This window comes from Bacillus sp. AY3-1, from assembly GCF_008368785.1.
GTDB lineage: Bacteria > Bacillota > Bacilli > Bacillales > Bacillaceae_G > Bacillus_A > Bacillus_A wiedmannii.
The window spans coordinates 112672-133554 of sequence record NZ_QORZ01000025.1 but is presented as its reverse complement, the minus strand read 5'-3'; the positions used below and the strand labels follow the sequence as shown (position 1 = coordinate 133554).

The window sequence follows — 20883 nt, the reverse complement described above, 5'->3', positions numbered from 1 at the left end:
CTACTTCTTGCGTTCCATTTTTAATCGTTGCATCTGATGTTTTCGGTTGTTCCGACGTTTTTACCTCTTCTGTGTTGCCATCAATTTTCACAAACTCTAACGATACATAACCTTCTTTTCCTTGATAGCTTATTTTTGCCCAACCATTCGCTTTTCCTAGTACTGTTACTTTTTCACCATTTTTCAAGTTTCCTAGAACTGAGCTACTTGTATTTGCCGCACTTCTTACTCGGAGACTTGTCGCATTGATCGTTCCTACTTCTTGCGTTCCATTTCTAATCGTTGCATCTGATGTTTTCGGTTGTTCCGGCTTTTTTATCTCTTCTGTGTTGCCATCAATTTTCACAAACTCTAACGATACATAACCTTCTTTTCCTTGATAGCTTATTTTCGCCCAACCATTCGCTTTTCCTAGTACTGTTACTTTTTCACCATTTTTTAGGTTCCCTAAAACCGAGCTACTTGTATTCGCTGCGCTTCTTACTCGTAAGCTTGTTGCATTGATTGTTCCTACTTCTTGTGCTCCATTTTTGATTGTTGGTTGCAGTTGCTTTTGGCCAGAAGTGTCAGGTGTTTGAATTGCATCTCCAAATTTTAAAAACTCTAAAGATACATATCCCTCTTTTCCTTTATATTCAATCTTTGCCCAGCCGTTCGCTTTTCCTAATACCGTTACTTTTTCATTTTTTTGAACATAGCCAATCATTGAACTACCTAGAGCTGGACTATTACGTACATTCAAACGAGTTGCCGTAACAATTCCCTCTTCTTTTTGTCCATTATTAATCGTTAATTGTTGTTTTTGTTCAACGTTTGGATTTCCATTCGAAAATCCTAAAAATTGTAATGTGACGTACCCCTCTTTTCCATCATGAGAAATTTTAGCCCATTCTTTTTCCTTACTTAAAACTTGTACATTTGTTCCCTTTTTTACTGTTCCTATAACTTTCCCTTGAGTTGTAGGTTGTTCACGTATATTTAAGTTTGTTGCATTTACTGTCGCTAAATTATCACTTTCTGCAAAGGCATGCGTCGAAATAAAAGATGTTGCTGTCGCTAGAAATGTACCTGTTATTATTTGTTTTGTTGTTTGTTTCATAATTTTTTATAAGAATATAAGAAATCCTATATTCTTCAGCCCTCCCTTTTTTATTCTTCTTACTATTAATCTTAACATATCATTCCGAAATATTTATTTTGAATATCTAAATATAGCCATAAAATTTTGTGAACATCTTATCTATATAGTTTTTTGCATAAAACTATATCTCCTATGAAATATTACAAAGGGATGTATTTTAGATGGAATATTAATTTTTCAGGAGGAAAACAATGACGAAAATCTTCATTTTAGCATCAACACTCTCTTTATCTTTTTTTAGTGGTTTAAATATCGGTAATGCAGCAACAGAAAACTTCTCTCCAGCAACAAACGCAATTGTACAAAATAACGATCATTTAGCAGAAGGCAACTCCAAAGATAATAATAAACCACCAGGAAACAATGGTTCTCAGGACGATAGTGGTTCTCATGGCAATGGCTCTGGCGGCAACGGTTCTGATGGCAGTGGCTCTGGTGATAACGGTTCTGGTGGCAACGGTTCTGGCGGCAACGGTTCTGGTGGCAGCGGTTCTGGTGGCAGCGGCTCTGATGGCAGTGGTTCTGGTGGCAGCGGCTCTGGTGGCAACGGTTCTGGTGGCAGTGGTTCTGGCGGCAGCGGTTCTGGTGGCGGCGGCTCTGGTGGCAGCTGCGGTGGTGGTGGCAGCGGTTCTGGTGGCAATGGCTCTGGTGGCAACGGTTCTGGTGGCAGCGGCGCAACGGTTCTGGTGGCAATCGAGTTAAGGGCGATAGCAGTTTGCAAGATGGCAAAGGCTCCCAAGATGGCAATCGAGTTAAAGGGGATAGCAGTTCACAAGGTGGTAACGTAAAAGATAATGCGACAAAACAAGGTGATAAGTTACCTAATACTGCAGCGCATTATCCTGCATCTATTTTAATAGGACTTTCAACATTCCTAATTGGTATGTTATTGTTTATTCGCCGTAAAAATGCAAAATAAAGACCAACATCCTTCCATCTAAAAAATACATGAAACCAATATAAAACTAAAACGGGCTTTGGATTGCAGTTTATTATGCAACCCAAAGTCCTTTTGGCATCTATAAGAAAGAGTATTAATATGCTTTTCCCCAATAGACCATGTGCTTTGCTTCTTTACTACAGCAAATACATTCGTCAGCTAAATGCTCTTGCTCAAAAGGCATACAACGTGAAGATACTCCAACTTCTTCTTTTAATTTCTCTTCACAAGCTAGTTCTCCACACCACATCGCCTTAATAAACCCTTGCTTTTCATCAGCTGCTTTTTTCATCTCTTCGAAATTCGTCACACTATACGTATTCTCATCGCGAAATACTTTTGCTTTATTAAATAAAGAATTATGAATTTCCTCAAGTAGTGCTGGAATACGTTTTTCTAATTGATCCATTGATATAAATTCTTTTTCTTTCGTATCTCTTCTAACAAGTACAACTTGATTCTTTTCAATATCTTTAGGACCAACTTCTAATCGAATTGGAATGCCCTTCATTTCATACTCGTTAAATTTCCAGCCTGGTGTTTTATTACTAGCATCTATTTTTACACGCGCAACCTTTTGAATATGTTCTTGTAACTCTGTTGCTTTCGCTAAAACTCCTTCTTTATGCTGCGCAATTGGTACAATAACAACTTGCACTGGTGCGACTTTAGGGGGCATTACAAGACCATTATTATCGCTATGAACCATAATAAGTCCACCTATCATTCTCGTTGATACACCCCAAGATGTTTGGTGTACATATTGCCACTTACCGTTTCGGTCTAAAAATTTAATATCAAATGCTTCAGAGAAATTCGTTCCGAAGTTATGGGATGTTCCTGTTTGAAGTGCTTTCCCATCATGCATTAAACTTTCGATCGTATAAGTTGCCTTTGCTCCCGCAAACTTTTCTTTTTCTGTTTTTTGCCCTTTAATTACTGGTATCGCTAAGTAATCTTCACAGAAAGAAGCATATAGATTTAAAATATGTAACGTTTCAGCTTGCGATTCTTCTGCCGTTTCATGAATCGTATGGCCTTCTTGCCATAAAAATTCAGTCGTACGAAGGAATGGTCTCGTTGTTTTCTCCCAACGAACTACTGAACACCACTGATTATATAGCTTTGGCAAATCATTATAGGATTGCACAATTTTTGAAAAATGCTCACAGAATAAAGTTTCAGATGTAGGTCGTACACAAAGTCTCTCCGCTAATTTTTCATCCCCGCCATGTGTCACCCATGCTACTTCAGGAGCAAATCCTTCTACATGATCCTTCTCTTTTTGCAATAAGCTCTCTGGGATAAACATTGGCATATATACATTTTCATGACCAGTTGCTTTTAACTTTTCATCCATAACTTTCTGCATATTTTCCCATAAGGCATAACCGTACGGACGTAGAATCATACATCCTTTTACACTTGAATAATCAACAAGTTCTGCTTTTTTTACAATATCTGTGTACCACTGTGCAAAATCCTCTTCCATCTTCGTAATCGCTTGTACTTGTTCTTTTGCCATAGTCAATCTTCCTCCTTTTGAAAATACAAAAAAGCCCGTGTCCCTAAATAGGGACCGAGCTTTGCCGGCGTTACCACCCTGATTCATGCACAAAAATTGTGCATGCTCTCTTTTTGATAACGGGAAATTCCCGCTGCATATGCAGAACGCAAAGGTAGGTTCCATATCGCCTTTTTAAGAATCTTTCAGCCTAGCGGATTCTCTCTCTGCTAAAAAGGTTGAACATGTACTAGTCCTTTTTCATCGTTATAACGAAATAAATTTGTTGATTATCATAATACAAATTCTTTTTTTAAACAATAGCTAATTTTCTCATTCTTATATATTCTTTTCATTTTCTGCAGTTTTATACGTAGCTTTTTCGCGAGATTTTTACCAGTTGATGTGCAATCATACCGATAAGTGTACCAAGTAGAACGAAGAAACCAATAAATCCATATCCCATTCCTTCCCATCCACCAATCACCATCATTGTAACGGGAAAGGATGCTAAGCAAAGAAGTATTAAACTAAGTGCAAATATAATATCGAACTGTTTGTTTGGAAACCGTTTCTTTAGTAAATACGAAATAGTAAATACAAGGATAATCGTAATTCCGCCAATGATGTAAAAGATACTAAATCCATCTAGCCAATCCATAGTATTCCCTCCTTCCATTCATTCCCTTATACTTAATTATATGTTTAATTTTTCTGAAAATAAATAATAAATTTTTACCTAGAAATATATTATTATTACTAGGTATTAATAGTAATATATAAGAATAGGTTTTATATAATCAGGAGGGAACTTTATGGATAAAGCATTAACAAATCACGTCATTATTTTATCTTTCGATTGCTTATCAGCTTTAGATTTTCCTATATTACAAAAACTCCCTAATTTTCAAACATTAATAAACAAGGGCGCGATGGCGAGAAAAGTGGAACCTATTTATCCTTCTGTAACATATCCAAGTCACTCAACAATCGTTACTGGAAACTACCCTAATAAACATGGCGTAGTTAGCAATACGTTACTTCAACCTGGACGCGAGTCACCAGATTGGCATTGGTACCGAAAATCCATTAAAGGAACAACGTTATACGATGAAGCACATAAAGCAAATTTAACGACAGCTGCCCTTCTATGGCCTGTTACCGGCAGAGCAAATATTGATTACAATTTACCTGAAATTTTTCCAAATAGACCGTGGCAAAATCAAATTTTAGTTTCATTATTTAGCGGTAGTCCACTATATCAATTAGATTTGAATCAGCGTTTTGGTCATATAAGAAATGGCTTATCACAGCCTGAACTCGATGATTTCGTACTTGCATCTGCTGTGCATACAATCCAGACGAAGAGGCCTAATGTCATGTTTATACATTTCACCGATTTAGACACTCAAAGACACTATCACGGCTTTGAATCTAACGAAACAATAGCTGCTATCCAAAGACATGATGAACGGCTAGGAAAAATTATTCAAGCTTTAAAAGACAGTGACCTATACGAAGAAAGTACAATTATCGCTCTCGGTGATCATAGCGCTTTAAGTGAAAACAAAGCCATTCAATTAAATATACTATTTCATCAAAAAGGGCTTATATCTATAAATTCAAAAGGAAAATTAGTAGACTGGAAGGTCTATTGCCAAAGTTGCGACGGCTCTGCCTATGTATATGTGAAAGACAAAAATGATACGGATACAATTCGAAAAGTACAACTACTACTTGAAGAGTTACTTCAAAATAAACAAAACGGTATTGAATTTATGCTTCATGATGAAGCTGCAAAAGACTGCGGTGCAGATGGTAATTGTTTATTTATGTTGGAAGCACAAGAAGGATATTATTTCACTGAAAACTATACAGGCGATTTTATAAAAGAAATTACTGAAAAAGATGTTACGCCCAGTAAAAAATATACATTTGGTACGCATGGGTACTCTCCAACAAAACCTAACTATGAAACAATTTTTATCGCTGCTGGGAAAGGGATAAAAAGCGGCGTTACCATCCCGTACATGAGACTTATTGATGAAGGTCCAACTATCGCTAGACTACTCGGTTTACACTTAGGTGAAACAGACGGATCAATTGTAGAGGATTTACTTCAATTGTAAAGAACTGTGTATATATGTAAAAGTTATGTAAAAATCATCACTGTTTCTCTTTTTATAATTTTTATTTTTGTACACTGTTAGTAGAACAATTTAAGGGGGAACATTATATGAAAAAAATGTCCAGACAAGAAAAAAGCTGGATATTATACGATTGGGCGAATTCGGTATATTCGCTCGTCATTACAACTGCATTATTCCCAATTTACTTTAAAGCAGCTGCAAAAGAAGCTGGACTATCTGGTGCAACTTCAACAGCATATTGGGGATATGCAAACTCATTCGCTACACTTTTAATTTCTATACTTGCTCCTATTCTCGGCACAGTTGCTGATTATAAAGGGTTTAAAAAACGATTTTTCACATTCTTCTTCGGACTCGGCATCGTATTTACAAGTATGCTAGCAGTCGTCCCAACATCCCAGTGGTACTTATTACTAGGTTGCTATATGCTAGCACTAGTCGGTTTTGCTGGAGCAAACATTTTTTATGATGCATTTTTAGTAGATGTTACCTCTAAAGATAGAATGGACCGAATTTCTACAAGAGGCTTTGCATTAGGTTATATTGGAAGCACAATTCCTTTTATCGGTTGTATCGCTCTTATTATTCTTGCTCAAAAAGGAACTATCCCTTTATCAGTCGGCATTGCTAGTCAAATTTCGTTCGCAATAACAGCTCTTTGGTGGGGATTATTTACAATTCCAATGCTAAAAAATGTAGAGCAAACACATTATATTGAACGTCATCCAAGACCAATTGCAATGAGCTTCAAACGCCTTGCTGATACTTTTAAAAATATTAAAGAATATAAAACTGTATTTATGTTCCTAATCGCTTACTTCTTCTACATTGACGGGGTCGATACAATTATTACTATGTCTACCGCTTACGGAACAGATCTCGGTATTAGTGCAACAAATCTATTAATCATCTTATTTGTCACACAAATTGTAGCTTGTCCATTCGCCTTATTATACGGAAAGTTATCAGAAACATTTACAGGTAAAAAAATGCTATACGTCGGTATTATTATTTATATCATTATCTGTATATATGCTTATTTCTTAAAAACGACACTCGATTTCTGGATTTTAGCAATGTTAGTTGCCACTTCTCAAGGTGGTATTCAAGCACTTAGTCGGTCCTATTTTGCAAAACTAGTACCAAAAGAATCTGCAAATGAATTCTTCGGATTTTATAATATCTTTGGTAAATTCGCGGCAATTATGGGTCCAGTATTAGTCGGTGTTACAACGCAATTAACGGGAAAAACCAACGCTGGTGTCCTTAGTATTATTGTACTGTTCGTTATCGGTGGATTCTTACTAACTAGAGTTCCCGAAAATGATACATCCGTTACACCACCTAGTTCAAAAACTAAAACGCTATAAGAAAAAGATCCTCTTCTCATGAGAAGAGGATCTTTTCTTTATTTTTAGCGATAACGTCTTACAATTAAAAATTCTACAGCCGGCTTTACAACTATCGCAGCACATAACGCAAACAAAAGCGGTATGTTATGAAAATCAATCCATTTATTAAAACCTACCGATGCGAAAAACAAACCAAAAATTAATACAACAAGTACATAATACGTAACATTTGCACTTATTTTTAATACATGTTTTTCTACATCTTCTTTCTCCTCCGTTGTCCCTTCCACATTATGCGATGCCAAACTTTTAAACATATAATGTAATGCGATGCTACAAATAAATAGTGCATACCAGTTTACTTGAAGTTCAGTTAACCAATAATAAAGTGCAAACACTAACGTACTTATAGCTACTAATGCCGTAACTACAAGGCTTATTTTCTCTTTCCCCAACAACTACTCCCCCTACAACTTGTACAAAAATAGTTTATCAACAGTTGTTCCTAATACTTCAGCTAAACGGAATGCTAACGCTAAGCTTGGATCATATTTATTATTCTCAATTGCATTTATCGTCTGTCTAGAAACTTTACACTTATCAGCCAATGCACCTTGTGAAATATTGTTTTCAGTGCGTAATTCATAGATTTGATTTTTCACACCATTTCTCCTAACCTGTAAACTCGTTTTTACATCATCAGTATATAGTTGGGGCATGTCATTGTCAAAAGATTGCCACAAGAAAAGGGAGCAATCCTGCTCCCTTACAATGATTATTTCGAAGCTAACGAATTTGTTAGTTCCTCTTTATTAGCGACATCTTCTTTATTTATTTGCATGCGTAGAACTGGCCCTATCGCAAATAAAATAAGTGCCATTGCTATACAAAATACAGTAACTAGTGAGGTCATCTCCTTCAATCCTCCAGCTAGTGAAGTTCCGATTAACATTGCCCCCATAAACAGTGGTAAAATTGTTCCATTTACTCTTCCAATCATATTTTCTGGTACAAGTTGAATCATAAGCGTACCGACAACGATATTAACACAAGCTAAACAAATACCTGTTCCAAACCTCATGAAACTAGTAATCCAAAATGATGTAGATAGCCCTTCTACTAAAAATGACATTGCTAATATGCTCATACCGAATACAAACATCTTTTTCGGGTTCACTTTTGAAGCGAAAACTGCAGCAACAATACCACCGATTAACATACCTATCCCATCAGCTGCGGCTAAATATTGAACTGCTTCCTTTTCCATTCCAAGACGCTCTATTACAAGAAACACTTCTAATGGATTCGTTAATCCAACAGCTAAGCCCATAACGGTGAAAGTGATCGTAATCATACGTAAATTTTTCGTATGAAGAACGTATTTCCATCCTTCTTTTATATCATTTTTTAATGAATCTCTCGCCACTTGCTCTTGTTCCACCCATTTTGGTAAAAACGAAAGAGCAATAGCAGATAACAAAAATAAAATGATTAAGCTATATAGTGACGTAAATAAACCAAGTTGTGTATACACAAGTGATCCTACCACTGGTCCAAAAATCATAAATAATGACTGTAATGTTTGGTTAAATGCAATCGCATTTGCTACCTGCTCTTCTTTTACGTAACGCTTAAATATACGCGAAGATGATGGCTGAGAAAATTGGCCTACAATCGCGGAAATGAGTGTTGCCAAAAATATAGCCTGCCAATAATCCAGCTTTAACAACAAGACAATTCCTACAATAGACAGTACACTTAATACATCTCCAGCAACCATCGTTCTTTTCGGATTCCAGCGATCAGCTAGCGCCCCACCGATAAACGAGAAAATAAAAATAGGTGCATATTCCATAACCGATAACAACGAAACTGAAACTGGATCATTATTCGTTCGCTCCATTATGAAATACAAAAGAGCCATATTTCTGATCCAAATTGCAAATTGTTGTAAAATATCAGATGCCATAACGAGCATAAATGCTCGGTTTTTAAATAAAGCGTTCATTTTCATTCCCCTTTCATAAACCGACCGTTCGGTCTAATTTGTTTTGTAAGAAAAGCAACTGACTTATTATTCAGCTGCCATTCCTTTTAACAATACATCTATTGCCTTTTTATAAATACGTTGCAGCTCTTTATAATCTAACTCGTAGTAAAGTACTCCAAGCCCTGATAATAATCCATTCACAATATACATAAGGTCGCGCGTACTATCTTCACGAAACTCTCCAGACTGTATACCTGCTTCAATTAGTTTCTCAAACATAACATATGATTCTCTAGTTAAAGCCAATAGTTCATCCAAAATCTCTTTACTTACAACTTGGCTCATAGAGAATTCCTCTATTGCATTTGAAATGGGTTGCTGTATGTCCTCGACATGATATTCCGCGAGACCATATAGTTTTTCAGTATTTGTACTATACAACTTCTCTTTTTCATTCCATTTTTCAAGCCAATCATACGTATGCTGTTTTACTACAAATAAAAATAATTCTTCTTTACTTTTAAAGTGATAATAAATGCTTCCTTTACTTCGCTTTGTAATTTCACAAATCTCTTCCATAGATGTAGCTGCATAACCCTTCTGTGAAAACAGACTTTCTGCTTTATATGCAATTTCTTTCTTTATCTCTTCTGCACTTCTTCTCATATTTACACCTCTTTAAACCGACCGTTCAGTCTAATAATAACAAATTAAAAACCTCTATTACAAGAGGCTATATTCCTTATTTAAGAAAACGTACTTTCAAACCACGTTCGAATCATATGTATTATTCCAATTTTAAATCCTAATTTAACAAGAAATACGCCTCCCGCAGCTAATAAAAATAACACTACTTTCCCCTTATTTTTCACTTTCGGTTCCCTTTTCATTTCTATTCCCCTTAGTACGTTAAAAATATTAATCAAACGTTTGTTTAACTGTTTTTATGCATATGTAAGCCAAATAATCAAACGTTTGTTTAAAAAGAAATACGCCTATATAAGGCGCATTTTCATCAATCACCGCCACCTCCGCCACCATCGCAGCTGCCTCCGCTATCTCCACCGAAAGATCCTCCACAATCATGTGAACCTCCATGCGAGCTATCATTATCAGATCCAGCAAAGAAAAATAATGGTGACGAACTGTTAGATGAATTATGAATGTTATTTTGTTTCGTAAGATTTACCTTCTTTTTGTTTGATCGAACTGCCGTTACGATCGTTCCAACTACAACAAATAATAGTATGACAATAATAAATTCCATATAAAAGCCTCCCTTAATCTTCGAATAATTGAATGGTTCTCTCTAAATTTTCAAGTGAAATGAAGCGCGATTCACGAAGGATCTCTTTTCCATTATAAAATAATAAAACTGTTGGCCCTGTAAACACTGCATAACGCCCCGCAATCTCTTGCATGTCTTGTAGTAATATTTCCACTTTCTCTACGTAATCATAATTCTCTAATAGACCATTTACTTTTCTTAGCATAACATCACAAACACCACAATTTTCCGTTTTAATAAAGAGCAGTACTAATTGTTGTTCTTCAATATGTGTCGCTAATTCTTCTATCGTTTCAAATTTATTCATCTTATCCCTCTTAGCGTAATTTACGAAATACTTTATCCTGATACATACGAAAAGCTGAACTCTCTTTAATCTTTCTCTTTTCCATTACCTGCTGAAAACGCAGCATTTTTGCCGTTAACTCTTCTTGTAATTTTTTTCTCTCTGCTTCATCATAACAGCACGCAATTAAGTCTTCTATTTTTAATATATCTTTTTGTAGTTCCATTTCTGGTGGAATCATACCCGCATTTTTTAAAATTTTATAACTCATTCTAAGTTCTGGAGGTACCATTGAAAGGTCTTCTAATTGTAGTGGTTTTCCTTTTCCCGGAATATGATCAAGGTCTCCATTCCGTATTGCTTGTCGAATTTTTTCTTCAGCAATGTTCAAAAAGACATCCACACCATTCGCTCCTTTACATATTTTTACTATTATTTTACATGATATTTTCTCATCTTGCTACGCTATTACAAATTGAATTCATACAATTTTTTCTCAAATTTAATTACAAGGAGCCTTTTCCTCCCTAATCAATATTTTATTTTCATGTGTAGTCTGTATTAGAGCCATTTCATATTGAGAAAATCTTTGCGAATCAAATAAAGCGTTTACACAAAATCTTACATTTGCTACGATTTAATCACCCCCAGCTCCCTTGTATAGACTTCGTGATGTCTTATCATTTTTATCTAGACGTTTCATACGTCTAGATTCACTTTGGTTTATTGGCGCATGCCTTTAAATATATCTTTTATTTTGAAAGGAGAAATGACTATGAGCTCCAAAAAATTCACACTGCTATTACTATCCCTACTACTCTTCTTACCTCTTTTTCTTACAAACTTTATTACTCCAAATGTTGCATTAGCAGATTCACCAAAGCAAGGTCAAAAAATTGTTGGGTATTTTCCTTCATGGGGCATTTACGGACGTAATTATCAAGTTGCAGACATTGATGCATCAAAGCTAACTCATTTAAACTATGCTTTCGCTGATATTTGCTGGAATGGAAAACATGGAAACCCTTCTACTCACCCCGATAATCCAAATAAACAAACGTGGAACTGTAAAGAGTCTGGTGTACCACTGCAAAATAAAGAGGTTCCTAATGGCACTCTCGTACTCGGTGAACCATGGGCTGATGTCACAAAATCTTATCCGGGATTAGGTACAACTTGGGAAGATTGTGATAAATACGCCCGTTGTGGAAATTTCGGAGAACTGAAACGATTAAAAGCTAAGTATCCTCACTTAAAAACAATTATTTCAGTTGGTGGCTGGACTTGGTCTAACCGCTTTTCTGATATGGCAGCTGATGAAAAAACAAGAAAAGTATTCGCTGAATCTACAGTAGCTTTTCTTCGTGAATATGGATTTGACGGCGTTGATTTAGATTGGGAATATCCGGGCGTTGAAACGATTCCTGGTGGTAGTTATCGTCCTGAAGATAAGCAAAACTTCACCCTACTCCTTCAAGATGTTCGAAATGCATTAACGAAAGCTACTGCAGAAGATGGGAAACAATATTTACTAACAATCGCATCAGGTGCAAGCCAACGTTATGCGGATCATACAGAGCTAAAGCAGATCTCTCAAATACTTGATTGGATTAATATTATGACATATGATTTCCACGGTGGATGGGAAGCTACTTCTAACCATAATGCAGCACTATACAAAGATCCAAATGACCCAGCAGCGGATACAAAATTTTATGTAGATGGTGCGATAGACATTTATACAAATGAAGGGGTTCCAGCGGATAAACTCGTATTAGGTGTACCTTTTTACGGACGTGGATGGAAAAGTTGCGGAAAAGAAAATAATGGGCAATACCAACCTTGTAAACCAGGTAGTGACGGAAAGCTCGCTTCTAAAGGTACTTGGGATGATTATTCTACCGGTGACACAGGTGTGTACGATTATGGTGATTTAGCAGCTAATTATGTTAATAAAAATGGTTTTGTTCGCCACTGGAACGATGTAGCGAAAGTACCTTATTTATATAATGCGACTACAGGCACGTTTATTAGCTATGATGACAACGAATCTATGAAATATAAAACAGACTATATAAAGACAAAGGGTCTAAGTGGCGCAATGTTTTGGGAACTAAGCGGGGATTGCCGTACAAGTCCAAAATATAGTTGCAGTGGACCAAAATTGCTTGATACGTTAGTAAAAGAATTACTTGGTGGACCTATTACTCAAAAAGATACTGAGCCCCCAACAAACGTAAAAAATATTGCTGTTACAAATAAAAATTCAAACTCCGTTCAATTAAACTGGACTGCATCTACTGATAACGTAGGAGTTACGGAATATGAAATTACTGCCGGAGAAGAGAAATGGAGTACAACAACAAATAGCATTACAATCAAAAACTTAAAATCTAATACCGAATACACATTTTCAATAATAGCAAAAGATGCTGCCGGGAATAAATCACAGCCTACTTCTATCATTGTAAAAACAGATGATACTGATACAACATCTCCTGGTGGAAATGGTAATGCTACCTTTTCAGTCACTTCAAATTGGGGAAGTGGTTACAACTTCTCGATTGTAATTAAAAATAGTGGAACGACCCCTATTAAAAACTGGAAATTAGAATTTGATTATAACGGCAATTTAACACAAGTTTGGGATTCTAAAATTAGTAGTAAAATAAATAATCATTACGTAATTACGAATGCAGGATGGAATGGTGAAATTCCTCCTGGTGGATCCGTTACAATCGGAGGGGCAGGAACAGGCACTCCCGCCGAACTTGTAAATGCATCCATTAGCGAAAACTAAGCGTAACCTCCATTAATTATTTCACTAAAGTTTGAATTTAGGTTTGAGTGCTCTATCCTAAATTCAAACTTTTAATGTTATGAAAAATCACCAATTAATATTACGATAACCTATTATAATTATATTTAGTTTCTAGTATGAAGTTCATGTGAAGTTCATCTGAATTTTACATGAATTCCCTTTAAGTTCTATTGTCTTCCCATACTAATCACATTATCCTTTACATATAGGAATTATTTTCATTCCATTTCAAACTATCTATATATACAAAGAAAGATAGTCGCCTATTAGGGAAAGGCATCTAAATATAAACATAACATAAGAAAAAGCACGCTTATAAGCGCACCATAAGAGTGCTTCTTCATACAATTCTCATGTAAGAGTTCTCGAAAATCATGTTAATCACAAAGAAAAGGCATTAGCTTATACAAGCTAATGCCTTTTCTTTATTCATATCGTTCAGCATCCCATTCTTCTATATTCCATACTTTTGTTATCCATGCTTCATAGAAAGAAGGCTCATGTGAGACAAGTAAAACTGTTCCTTTATATTGTTGTAACGCTTCCTGCAAAGACTTCTTTGTTTCTATATCCAAATGATTAGTCGGTTCATCTAAAATTAAAACATTGCTTTTCGTTACGATAAGTTCACATAAACGTACTTTCGTTTGTTCCCCGCCGCTTAATAAACGAATAGGTTTTAATACATGTTCTTCTTTCAATCCACACTTTGCTAATGCTTGGCGTACTTCTTTCTTTGTCATATCTGGTCGTTCTGCCCAAACTTTTTCTAATGGTGTTGTTTCTGAAGCAAACTCTTCCTGCGCAAAATAAGCAGGATTTACTCGTTCTCCAACAGAAATTGAACCGCTTAACGGCTTTATTTGACCTAATAACGTTTTTAACATTGTCGTTTTTCCAATTCCATTATGACCAACAATCGCTATCTTTTCTCCTTTTTTCACTTGCAAATTCAATTCTGGACATAACGGAGAACTATATCCTATCCTTAGTTTTTCAGCCTGTAATATGCGACTAACTGGCTCCTCATAAACATTGAAATCAAAACGGGATCGAGGTACATGATTAACCTTTTCAACCCTTTGCATTTTCTCCAATACTTTCTCTCGACTTTTGGCCTGTTTCGCTTTTCGAATTTTATTTTTTTGAATAAATGTTTCTAACTGAGCAATTTCTTTTTGCTGTTTCGCACGCGCCGATTGTAATTGTTTCCTTTGCAATTGATAACTTTGCACAAATTTTTCATAATTTCCTACGTATCGCTTCACTTTCCTTTCTTCTAGATGATAAATAACATTCGTAATACTGTTCAAAAATACTTCGTCATGCGAAATGATCACATAAGCTTTTTCATACAGTCTCAAATACGATTGCAACCATTCTATATGGGCTGTATCTAAATAGTTTGTTGGCTCATCTAGCAATAAAACATCAGCTTTTTCTAAAAGGAGCTTCCCAAGTAATAACTTTGTTCGCTGTCCTCCACTTAACTTTGAAACATCCTTTTTCAACCCTATTTCAAATAAACCTAAACCGATTGCTACTTCTTCAATTTCTGTATGAATTTGATAGAAATTAGAGCTTTCCAATATAGTTTGTAATTCTCCATACTTTACTAACAGTTTTTCTACTTCTCCCGCTCCAGCCATCTCTTCTGTAATTTTTAACATTTCACATTCAATCGTATACAAATTAGAAAATGCACTTTGTAAGTACCCTTCAATTGTTATCCCCTCTTGTAAATCCATATGCTGCTGTAAAAAACCTATCTTCACATGTGGAAACCATTCAATGTTTCCGTCATCATGTATAAGTTCTCCTGTTAAAATCCTTAACAATGTTGATTTTCCAATTCCATTTTTCCCAACTAACCCAACATGCTCGCCCTTTAATAGTCGAAAACACGCATTATATAAAATGGTTTTCTCACCATACGAATGACTTAAATTTTCTACTGTTAATATACTCATTTTTTTCTCTCCTCTACTTATGGTTCATAAGCTAAATAGAGAGCTACAGTAAAAAGCCTTATTTAATTGTGCATATAAAAAATGGGTAAGGTGAATACACCTTACCCATTACATATTATCGTAAAAAAGGATTAAGGTTCTTTACCTGCTGTCTTCAATTTAGCTTAATTGTTAAAAATGGGTAGACTTCTCCCGTATCAAGCTAAAACCATTTGAAGAACAGTTGATAAAGTCATTTTATCCTTTCACTCCTTTAACATTTGTTATATTAAGAGTATAAACTACTCTGTTATATTCTATTCTCTATTTTTTCTTTTGTTCCTTCTCATTCTTTTCATGTTCTATAAAAAAAAGCTCTTACCAGCGATTATATTTAAATCTGGTAAGAGCTTTTTCTATTTTTTCATATAAGGAGCTAATACTCTCAGAATTTCTTCCTTATCCTTCTTTAACTCAAGTGATGTTAACATATCCATCGTTCTTGGTCTAGGTAATTTCACTTGTACCTCTCCAACTATTGATGCTGGTCTTTGAGATAAAATAAATACGCGATCCGAAAGTAAGATTGCCTCATCTAAGTCATGTGTAACCATAACGATTGTTTGCTTCTCTTGGTGCCAAGAGTTTAAAAGCCAACTATGTACTTCCATTTTTGTAAAGGCATCTAATTTTCCAAAAGGCTCATCAAGTAGCATAATTGGCTTTTCACATAAATATGTGCGCAGAAAACTAATCCTTTGACGCATACCACCAGACAATTCATCTGGATAATGGTCTGCATATTCATCTAGCTGAAACTGCTTTAATGCTTCCATTCCTTCTGTTAGCCTTTGTTTTTTCGGTTTACCTTCAATTTCCAATGGCAACACTATATTTTGCAAAGCTGATCGCCACGGTAGTAATAAATCTTGTTGCGGCATATAACTTACAACATCTTGCTCTTGTACGTGCGTATCCTTATACGTTACATCCCCACTTGTTGGTTTTTCAACATTTGCAATCATATTTAATAATGTGCTTTTCCCGCAACCACTCGGTCCTACAAAGGAAACGAACTCTCCCTCTCGTATAGAAGCACTAATATTTGCTAATACATTCTTTCCATCAAAAGCTTTTACAATCTCTTTTATTTGTAATCCACTCATTTTTCACTTGGAAGGAACTCATTTGTAAAGGCATCTTTCACATCAATTTTCTTCTTAATAACTTTGTTATCATATAAGAAATTCATGTAATTCGTCCAAACTTCTTCCTTCTGTACTCCCCACGCTTTTGCATCATCTTGATACTTCGTACTTAACCATTTTTGACTTTCTTGTACTAATTCTTTATTCACATCTGGAACTGCTTTAATTAAAATATCAGCAGCTTCTTTCGGTTCTTTAATTGCAAAATTATAACCTTCTGTCGTTGCACTCATAAACTTTTTCACAAAGTCTTTATCTTGCTTCGTATGTTTTTCACTCGTAATAATAACAGGACTATAGAAATCAAGCGCTGGGTCTAAGTCTTTCACCATAATCGTATTTAACTCTTTTCCTTGGCGCTTCGCTTCAATTCCATCCCATCCGTAATATATCCATTCAAAGTCTGCATCACGACCGATTGATTTAAAGAAATCTGTTTGTCCTAAGATGATTTTTTCAACTTTATTAAAATCAGCTTGATGCTTCTCCATGATTGTCTTCAACGTTGCTTCTTCTGCTGGTCCTCCCCAGCCGCCGTAACGTTTACCTTCAAAATCTTTTGGTGACGTCATATTATCTTTTTTAAGTGATGCAAAAGCTGAAGTGTTATGTTGAATGATTGCCCCTACAGATACAACAGGAATACCTTCCACACGAGCCAACGTTACATTTTCTTGTGCGCTTATTGCGAAGTCAGCTTTTCCGGAAGCTATCATTTGCTCCGCTGTCACATTATCACCTGGCTGAATAATTTCTACATCTAATCCTTGCTTTTTATAATAATCTTTCGCTTGCGCTACATATAGGCCAGTATGATTCGTATTCGGAAACCAATCTAATACTACTTTTACTTTTTGATCTTTACTTGCACTTTCTTCTTTCTTCGCCGGATTACATCCAGCCACACCTACTGCTAATAAGGCAGCCAACATAACTTTTAAACCTTTTTTCATTTTCTGCCGTCCTTTCTATATATCCATGGTGCTGTTATTCTTGCCATAAACTCCACGATAAAATACAGACATAATGTCACCATAACAATAATTGCTGCCACACCAAATACTCGGGCTGTTAAAAAGGATTTTGTAGCCCTTGTAAGCATAACCCCTAATCCTTCGCTTGCACCGAGCCATTCCCCAATAATTGCTCCCATTACGCTATATGTAACTGCAATTTTTAAACCTGAGAAAAAGTATGGCAGCACTGCTGGAAACTTTACTTTCTGGTAAACTTGCCATTTCGTTGCCTTCATCGTTTGCAACAACTTCAACATATTTTTATCTACCGTTTGAAAACCTTCTAAAATGCTAAGCGCAATCGGAAAGAAACAAACGAGTATTACTACCATTACTTTCGGTAGCATTCCATATCCAAACCAAATAATAAATAACGGTGCAAGTACAACGATTGGAATCGTTTGCGAAATAACAAGCAACGGATTTATTAAAATACGAAATAAAGGGATAACATCCATAATAATTGCAATACTTGTCCCAATTAAAATCGCAAAAAACAGTCCGATTAGAACCTCTTGTAACGTTTGCATCGTATTCGGTAATAGTAAATCTTTCATTCCAATTAATTCTTGAACAATGGCAGAAGGCTTCGGTAAAATCCACGGTTCAATTTTAAATAATGAAACAGATCCTTCCCATATCGCTATGAGAAGGATAAGCCAAATTGTTGTAATTATTTTAGATTGCTTCTGGTTTTGCATATTCATCACGGTACTTCCAAACCTTTTCATCTATCGTTACACCAGTGCTTGGACGATAATGGATTTTAATAGAAGTAATCACTTCTTCTGCTCCAGCATCCACACAAGCTTGTTGCGCACGTTTAATGATATCAAGAAGTACATCTAATTCTCCTTCCAGCGTTGTTTCCATTGCCCCTACTTCATAACGAACTCCCGATTGTTGTACAACCTCAATTGCTTTATCAACAACAGAATACACATCTTTGTTCTTCGCTTGTGGTACTACTGAAAATGAAATTGTAACTTGTTGTGACATAGTAAAATCCCCCTTATAAAATGAAATATTAAAACAAGAAAAGGCTTTCCTACTGCGTAGGAAAGCCTTGTATGCAAGTTATTATAGAATAACATATGCTACATCACTTTAAGTAACTCCCTACGCTGGCATTATCCAGATCAGGTTGAGGGTCGATGTTTGTTTACATCCTCTCAGCCAATTGGCTCCCCGGTCCTTAATTCGTTTTCATTGTAGCATGATTTATTTTATTGAACAAACAAAAGCACGTATAATCATTTCATTTAACTTTTGAATTCCCCTATTAACTCTTGTAACTCCTGTGAAAGCCAGCTTAAAGAACTAGCTAATTCAGCAATATCTTGTACAGACATTTCCTGTTCTTTCATACTTTCTTCAATATTATTACTACTATTTGCATACTTATTTGCAATAAGTGATAGTTCATTTACAACACGAACAATATTTTGGCTATTTTGCAATATATCACTTGAATTTCTAGAAACAACTCTAACTTGATTTGTAACAGATTGTGCTGATTTTGAAATTTTTTCAAAGAAAGCACCACTACTTTGAAAAAGTTTAATTCCGGATTCTACTTCTTTTGAAGCTTTTTGTATTGAAACAACAGCTTCTTCCGTTTCAACTTGTGTTTCCCCTATTAATTTCGCTATATCTTTTGCTGATGCTTCCGTCTGCTCTGCTAATTTACGCACTTCATCAGCAACAACGGCAAATCCCTTTCCAGTTGCCTCAGCACGTGAAGCTTCAATAGAAGCATTTAAAGCTAGCGAATTCGTTTGATTTGAAATACCTGTAATTACATTTACAATATCACTAATTTCTTTTGATCTTGTTTCCAAAGAATGAATGATAGAAGATAAATCTTGTACTGCATTTTGTATTATGTTCATTTGATTAATCGTCTGTTCAATAACACCATTTCCTTTTACTGAATGATGCTTCGTACCTTCAGACTCTTTCGCCATTTGTTGTGCAATATTAGTTATCTCTTCCATCCTATCTTCCATTTCATATACAATACCTAAATACTTTGGTACTGAAGTTTCTTGTGATTGAACGCCAGCCCTTAACTCAACTATAGAACTTGCGATTCCTTGGACTGCCATGCTATTCTCTTTCGTACTCACTGACAATTCTTGCGAAGATGAGGAAACCTGTTCTGCTGTCTGCTTCACTTTATCTATAATTCCTTTAAACTTCTCAATGGTATTATTAAAATACGCATTAATAATACCAATATCATCTGGTCTTTCCTCTAATTTAATACTTAAATCACCTTCACCGACTCTGCGCAATCCTTCACGTAAATCCCGCAATGGAGCAAGTGCGTTACGCACAATTAAGAATTGAATAAAAGTTGCAATTAAAACAGAAATACAAATAAACATTAACCCTTGTATAATGAACTTTTCTTTTGTACTAGGAACAATAGAAGCATCTACATCAGCTGCAACAAGTGCCACAATGTTACCTTCTCCATCTTTAATTGGCTCTAATATCGTTACCCATGTTCCTAATGCATCTTCATATACTTCTGTCATGTTTGCTTTTTTTGTGCTCATTACTTTATCATATGCTTTCATCCAAAGGTCTGGTTGTTTATAATATTCTCCCGGCCTTACTTCAACAACATTTGCTAAACCTGTAGATAAATCAATGATTTGTAGCTCACCTTTTTCATTTTTTTTCGCTCCAACAATATAGGTTTGTCCAACACTGTTCAATTCTTCCGTTGATTCATCTAATTTCTCTGTTAACTTCTCTCTCTTTTCTCTTTCTGCCGTTGGGTCTTTTGCAACATCTCTCAATATTTCTGCGTCTAATTTATGTAATACCGTGTCTCCTGTTTCAAAAGAATGCCTTTCAAATATAGACATCATGCTATTTTGAAACATGTTAAAACTTAACGCTCCCATAGTACCGACAAGCGTCAAAATAACTAACACAGTTAACAATACATTTTTTTGAAGAAATGATATCTTATGCCAATATCTTCTCATTAACATCACCTTTCTTAATTAACTTACTATAAAGTAACGCTATTAAAATATACACCTTATTAATAAACGATAACGGCTCTCATTTGTTTATAAACAAAAAAAAGACCAATGAAAAGAGCATTGGTCAAGACCAACCCTATCCGTCCGGTAACTGGCTAGCATAGCCTTTCGACCTTAGCTCCTGTAGTTTTGCGTCCTAATGTTTCCATCAGTTTGCCTTTCTCGCTGAACGAGTT

At 35.5% G+C, this 20883-nt stretch carries 20 protein-coding genes, 1 pseudogene, 2 riboswitches and 1 other annotated feature; of the genes and pseudogenes, 4 read left to right on the top strand and 17 right to left on the bottom strand.

Going from position 1 to position 20883, the window contains the following annotated elements; translation table 11 throughout:
- On the bottom strand, positions 1-1099 hold a 1099-nt coding region (locus DN389_RS23970), incomplete at its 3' end, for an SH3 domain-containing protein (protein WP_255451026.1).
- 233 nt (positions 1100-1332) lie between these two features.
- Here DN389_RS23970 and DN389_RS23965 point away from each other — a divergent pair.
- Positions 1333-2060, top strand: a pseudogene (locus DN389_RS23965) (LPXTG cell wall anchor domain-containing protein).
- A gap of 115 nt (positions 2061-2175) precedes the next feature.
- Here the strand turns inward: DN389_RS23965 and proS are convergent.
- Together proS and DN389_RS23955 are read right to left on the bottom strand one after the other, a co-directional pair.
- Positions 2176-3606, bottom strand: coding sequence for a proline--tRNA ligase (proS, locus tag DN389_RS23960; RefSeq protein ID WP_098086246.1), 1431 nt, complete (start codon positions 3604-3606; stop codon positions 2176-2178).
- Between the two features lie 46 nt (positions 3607-3652).
- Positions 3653-3859, bottom strand: a binding site (T-box leader).
- A 93-nt stretch (positions 3860-3952) separates the two neighbouring features.
- Positions 3953-4246 carry a YesK-like family protein gene (locus tag DN389_RS23955; protein ID WP_060486918.1) on the bottom strand — a complete coding sequence of 98 codons (294 nt, stop codon included), beginning with the start codon at positions 4244-4246 and terminating at the stop codon, positions 3953-3955.
- A 154-nt stretch (positions 4247-4400) separates the two neighbouring features.
- Between DN389_RS23955 and DN389_RS23950 the strand changes: the two genes are divergently transcribed.
- Positions 4401-5714 carry an alkaline phosphatase family protein gene (locus DN389_RS23950; protein WP_149237686.1) on the top strand — a complete coding sequence of 438 codons (1314 nt, stop codon included), beginning with the start codon at positions 4401-4403 and terminating at the stop codon, positions 5712-5714.
- Positions 5715-5821: 107 nt separating this feature from the next.
- Positions 5822-7105: an MFS transporter gene (locus DN389_RS23945; protein ID WP_046953707.1), complete on the top strand. Its 1284-nt coding sequence runs from the start codon at positions 5822-5824 to the stop codon at positions 7103-7105.
- Between the two features lie 44 nt (positions 7106-7149).
- Here DN389_RS23945 and DN389_RS23940 read toward each other — a convergent pair whose 3' ends face one another.
- The 8 genes from DN389_RS23940 to DN389_RS23905 all read right to left on the bottom strand — a co-directional run bounded on the left by DN389_RS23940 (position 7150) and on the right by DN389_RS23905 (position 11054).
- Positions 7150-7542 (bottom strand): hypothetical protein, encoded by a 393-nt coding sequence (locus tag DN389_RS23940; RefSeq protein WP_000514014.1) that lies wholly within the window; start codon positions 7540-7542, stop codon positions 7150-7152.
- A gap of 12 nt (positions 7543-7554) precedes the next feature.
- Positions 7555-7806: a helix-turn-helix transcriptional regulator gene (locus DN389_RS23935; protein WP_074651450.1), complete on the bottom strand. Its 252-nt coding sequence runs from the start codon at positions 7804-7806 to the stop codon at positions 7555-7557.
- Between the two features lie 56 nt (positions 7807-7862).
- Complete coding sequence (locus DN389_RS23930; protein ID WP_060486915.1) at positions 7863-9095, bottom strand: MFS transporter; 1233 nt, start codon at positions 9093-9095, stop codon at positions 7863-7865.
- A 66-nt stretch (positions 9096-9161) separates the two neighbouring features.
- Positions 9162-9743 (bottom strand): TetR/AcrR family transcriptional regulator, encoded by a 582-nt coding sequence (locus tag DN389_RS23925; protein ID WP_048541915.1) that lies wholly within the window; start codon positions 9741-9743, stop codon positions 9162-9164.
- An 80-nt stretch (positions 9744-9823) separates the two neighbouring features.
- On the bottom strand, positions 9824-9967 hold the full coding sequence (locus DN389_RS23920; RefSeq protein WP_000817984.1) for a hypothetical protein: 144 nt from the start codon (positions 9965-9967) through the stop codon (positions 9824-9826).
- Between the two features lie 125 nt (positions 9968-10092).
- Positions 10093-10344 (bottom strand): hypothetical protein, encoded by a 252-nt coding sequence (locus tag DN389_RS23915; RefSeq protein WP_060486913.1) that lies wholly within the window; start codon positions 10342-10344, stop codon positions 10093-10095.
- Positions 10345-10357: 13 nt separating this feature from the next.
- On the bottom strand, positions 10358-10672 hold the full coding sequence (locus DN389_RS23910) for a thioredoxin family protein (RefSeq protein ID WP_088061614.1): 315 nt from the start codon (positions 10670-10672) through the stop codon (positions 10358-10360).
- A gap of 10 nt (positions 10673-10682) precedes the next feature.
- Positions 10683-11054 carry a DnaJ family domain-containing protein gene (locus DN389_RS23905; RefSeq protein ID WP_060486911.1) on the bottom strand — a complete coding sequence of 124 codons (372 nt, stop codon included), beginning with the start codon at positions 11052-11054 and terminating at the stop codon, positions 10683-10685.
- 372 nt (positions 11055-11426) lie between these two features.
- On the opposite strand from DN389_RS23905, the gene DN389_RS23900 reads away from it, so the two are divergent.
- Entirely contained in the window at positions 11427-13451 is a 2025-nt protein-coding gene (locus DN389_RS23900) for a glycosyl hydrolase family 18 protein (RefSeq protein WP_149237685.1), read from the top strand.
- Positions 13452-13897: 446 nt separating this feature from the next.
- Here DN389_RS23900 and DN389_RS23895 read toward each other — a convergent pair whose 3' ends face one another.
- The 6 genes from DN389_RS23895 to DN389_RS23870 form a co-directional block, all read right to left on the bottom strand.
- The gene (locus DN389_RS23895; protein WP_000025942.1) at positions 13898-15442 is read right to left on the bottom strand and encodes an ABC-F family ATP-binding cassette domain-containing protein; all 1545 of its coding nucleotides are present in this window, start codon (positions 15440-15442) and stop codon (positions 13898-13900) included.
- Positions 15443-15837: 395 nt separating this feature from the next.
- The gene (locus DN389_RS23890; protein WP_098191049.1) at positions 15838-16587 is read right to left on the bottom strand and encodes an ABC transporter ATP-binding protein; all 750 of its coding nucleotides are present in this window, start codon (positions 16585-16587) and stop codon (positions 15838-15840) included.
- Positions 16584-17582, bottom strand: a complete 999-nt coding sequence (locus tag DN389_RS23885; RefSeq protein WP_046958852.1) for an ABC transporter substrate-binding protein — start codon at positions 17580-17582, stop codon at positions 16584-16586. The genes DN389_RS23890 and DN389_RS23885 overlap by 4 nt, the downstream gene beginning before the upstream one ends.
- Complete coding sequence (locus tag DN389_RS23880) at positions 17579-18352, bottom strand: ABC transporter permease (RefSeq protein WP_001057159.1); 774 nt, start codon at positions 18350-18352, stop codon at positions 17579-17581. The genes DN389_RS23885 and DN389_RS23880 overlap by 4 nt, the downstream gene beginning before the upstream one ends.
- Positions 18324-18644, bottom strand: a complete 321-nt coding sequence (locus DN389_RS23875) for an MTH1187 family thiamine-binding protein (protein ID WP_000082897.1) — start codon at positions 18642-18644, stop codon at positions 18324-18326. The genes DN389_RS23880 and DN389_RS23875 overlap by 29 nt, the downstream gene beginning before the upstream one ends.
- A 100-nt stretch (positions 18645-18744) precedes the next feature.
- A riboswitch (TPP riboswitch) is annotated at positions 18745-18846 on the bottom strand.
- Positions 18847-18907: 61 nt separating this feature from the next.
- Positions 18908-20647: a methyl-accepting chemotaxis protein gene (locus DN389_RS23870; RefSeq protein ID WP_149237684.1), complete on the bottom strand. Its 1740-nt coding sequence runs from the start codon at positions 20645-20647 to the stop codon at positions 18908-18910.
- 143 nt (positions 20648-20790) lie between these two features.
- A riboswitch (cyclic di-GMP riboswitch) is annotated at positions 20791-20875 on the bottom strand.
- Positions 20876-20883 lie beyond the last annotated feature (8 nt).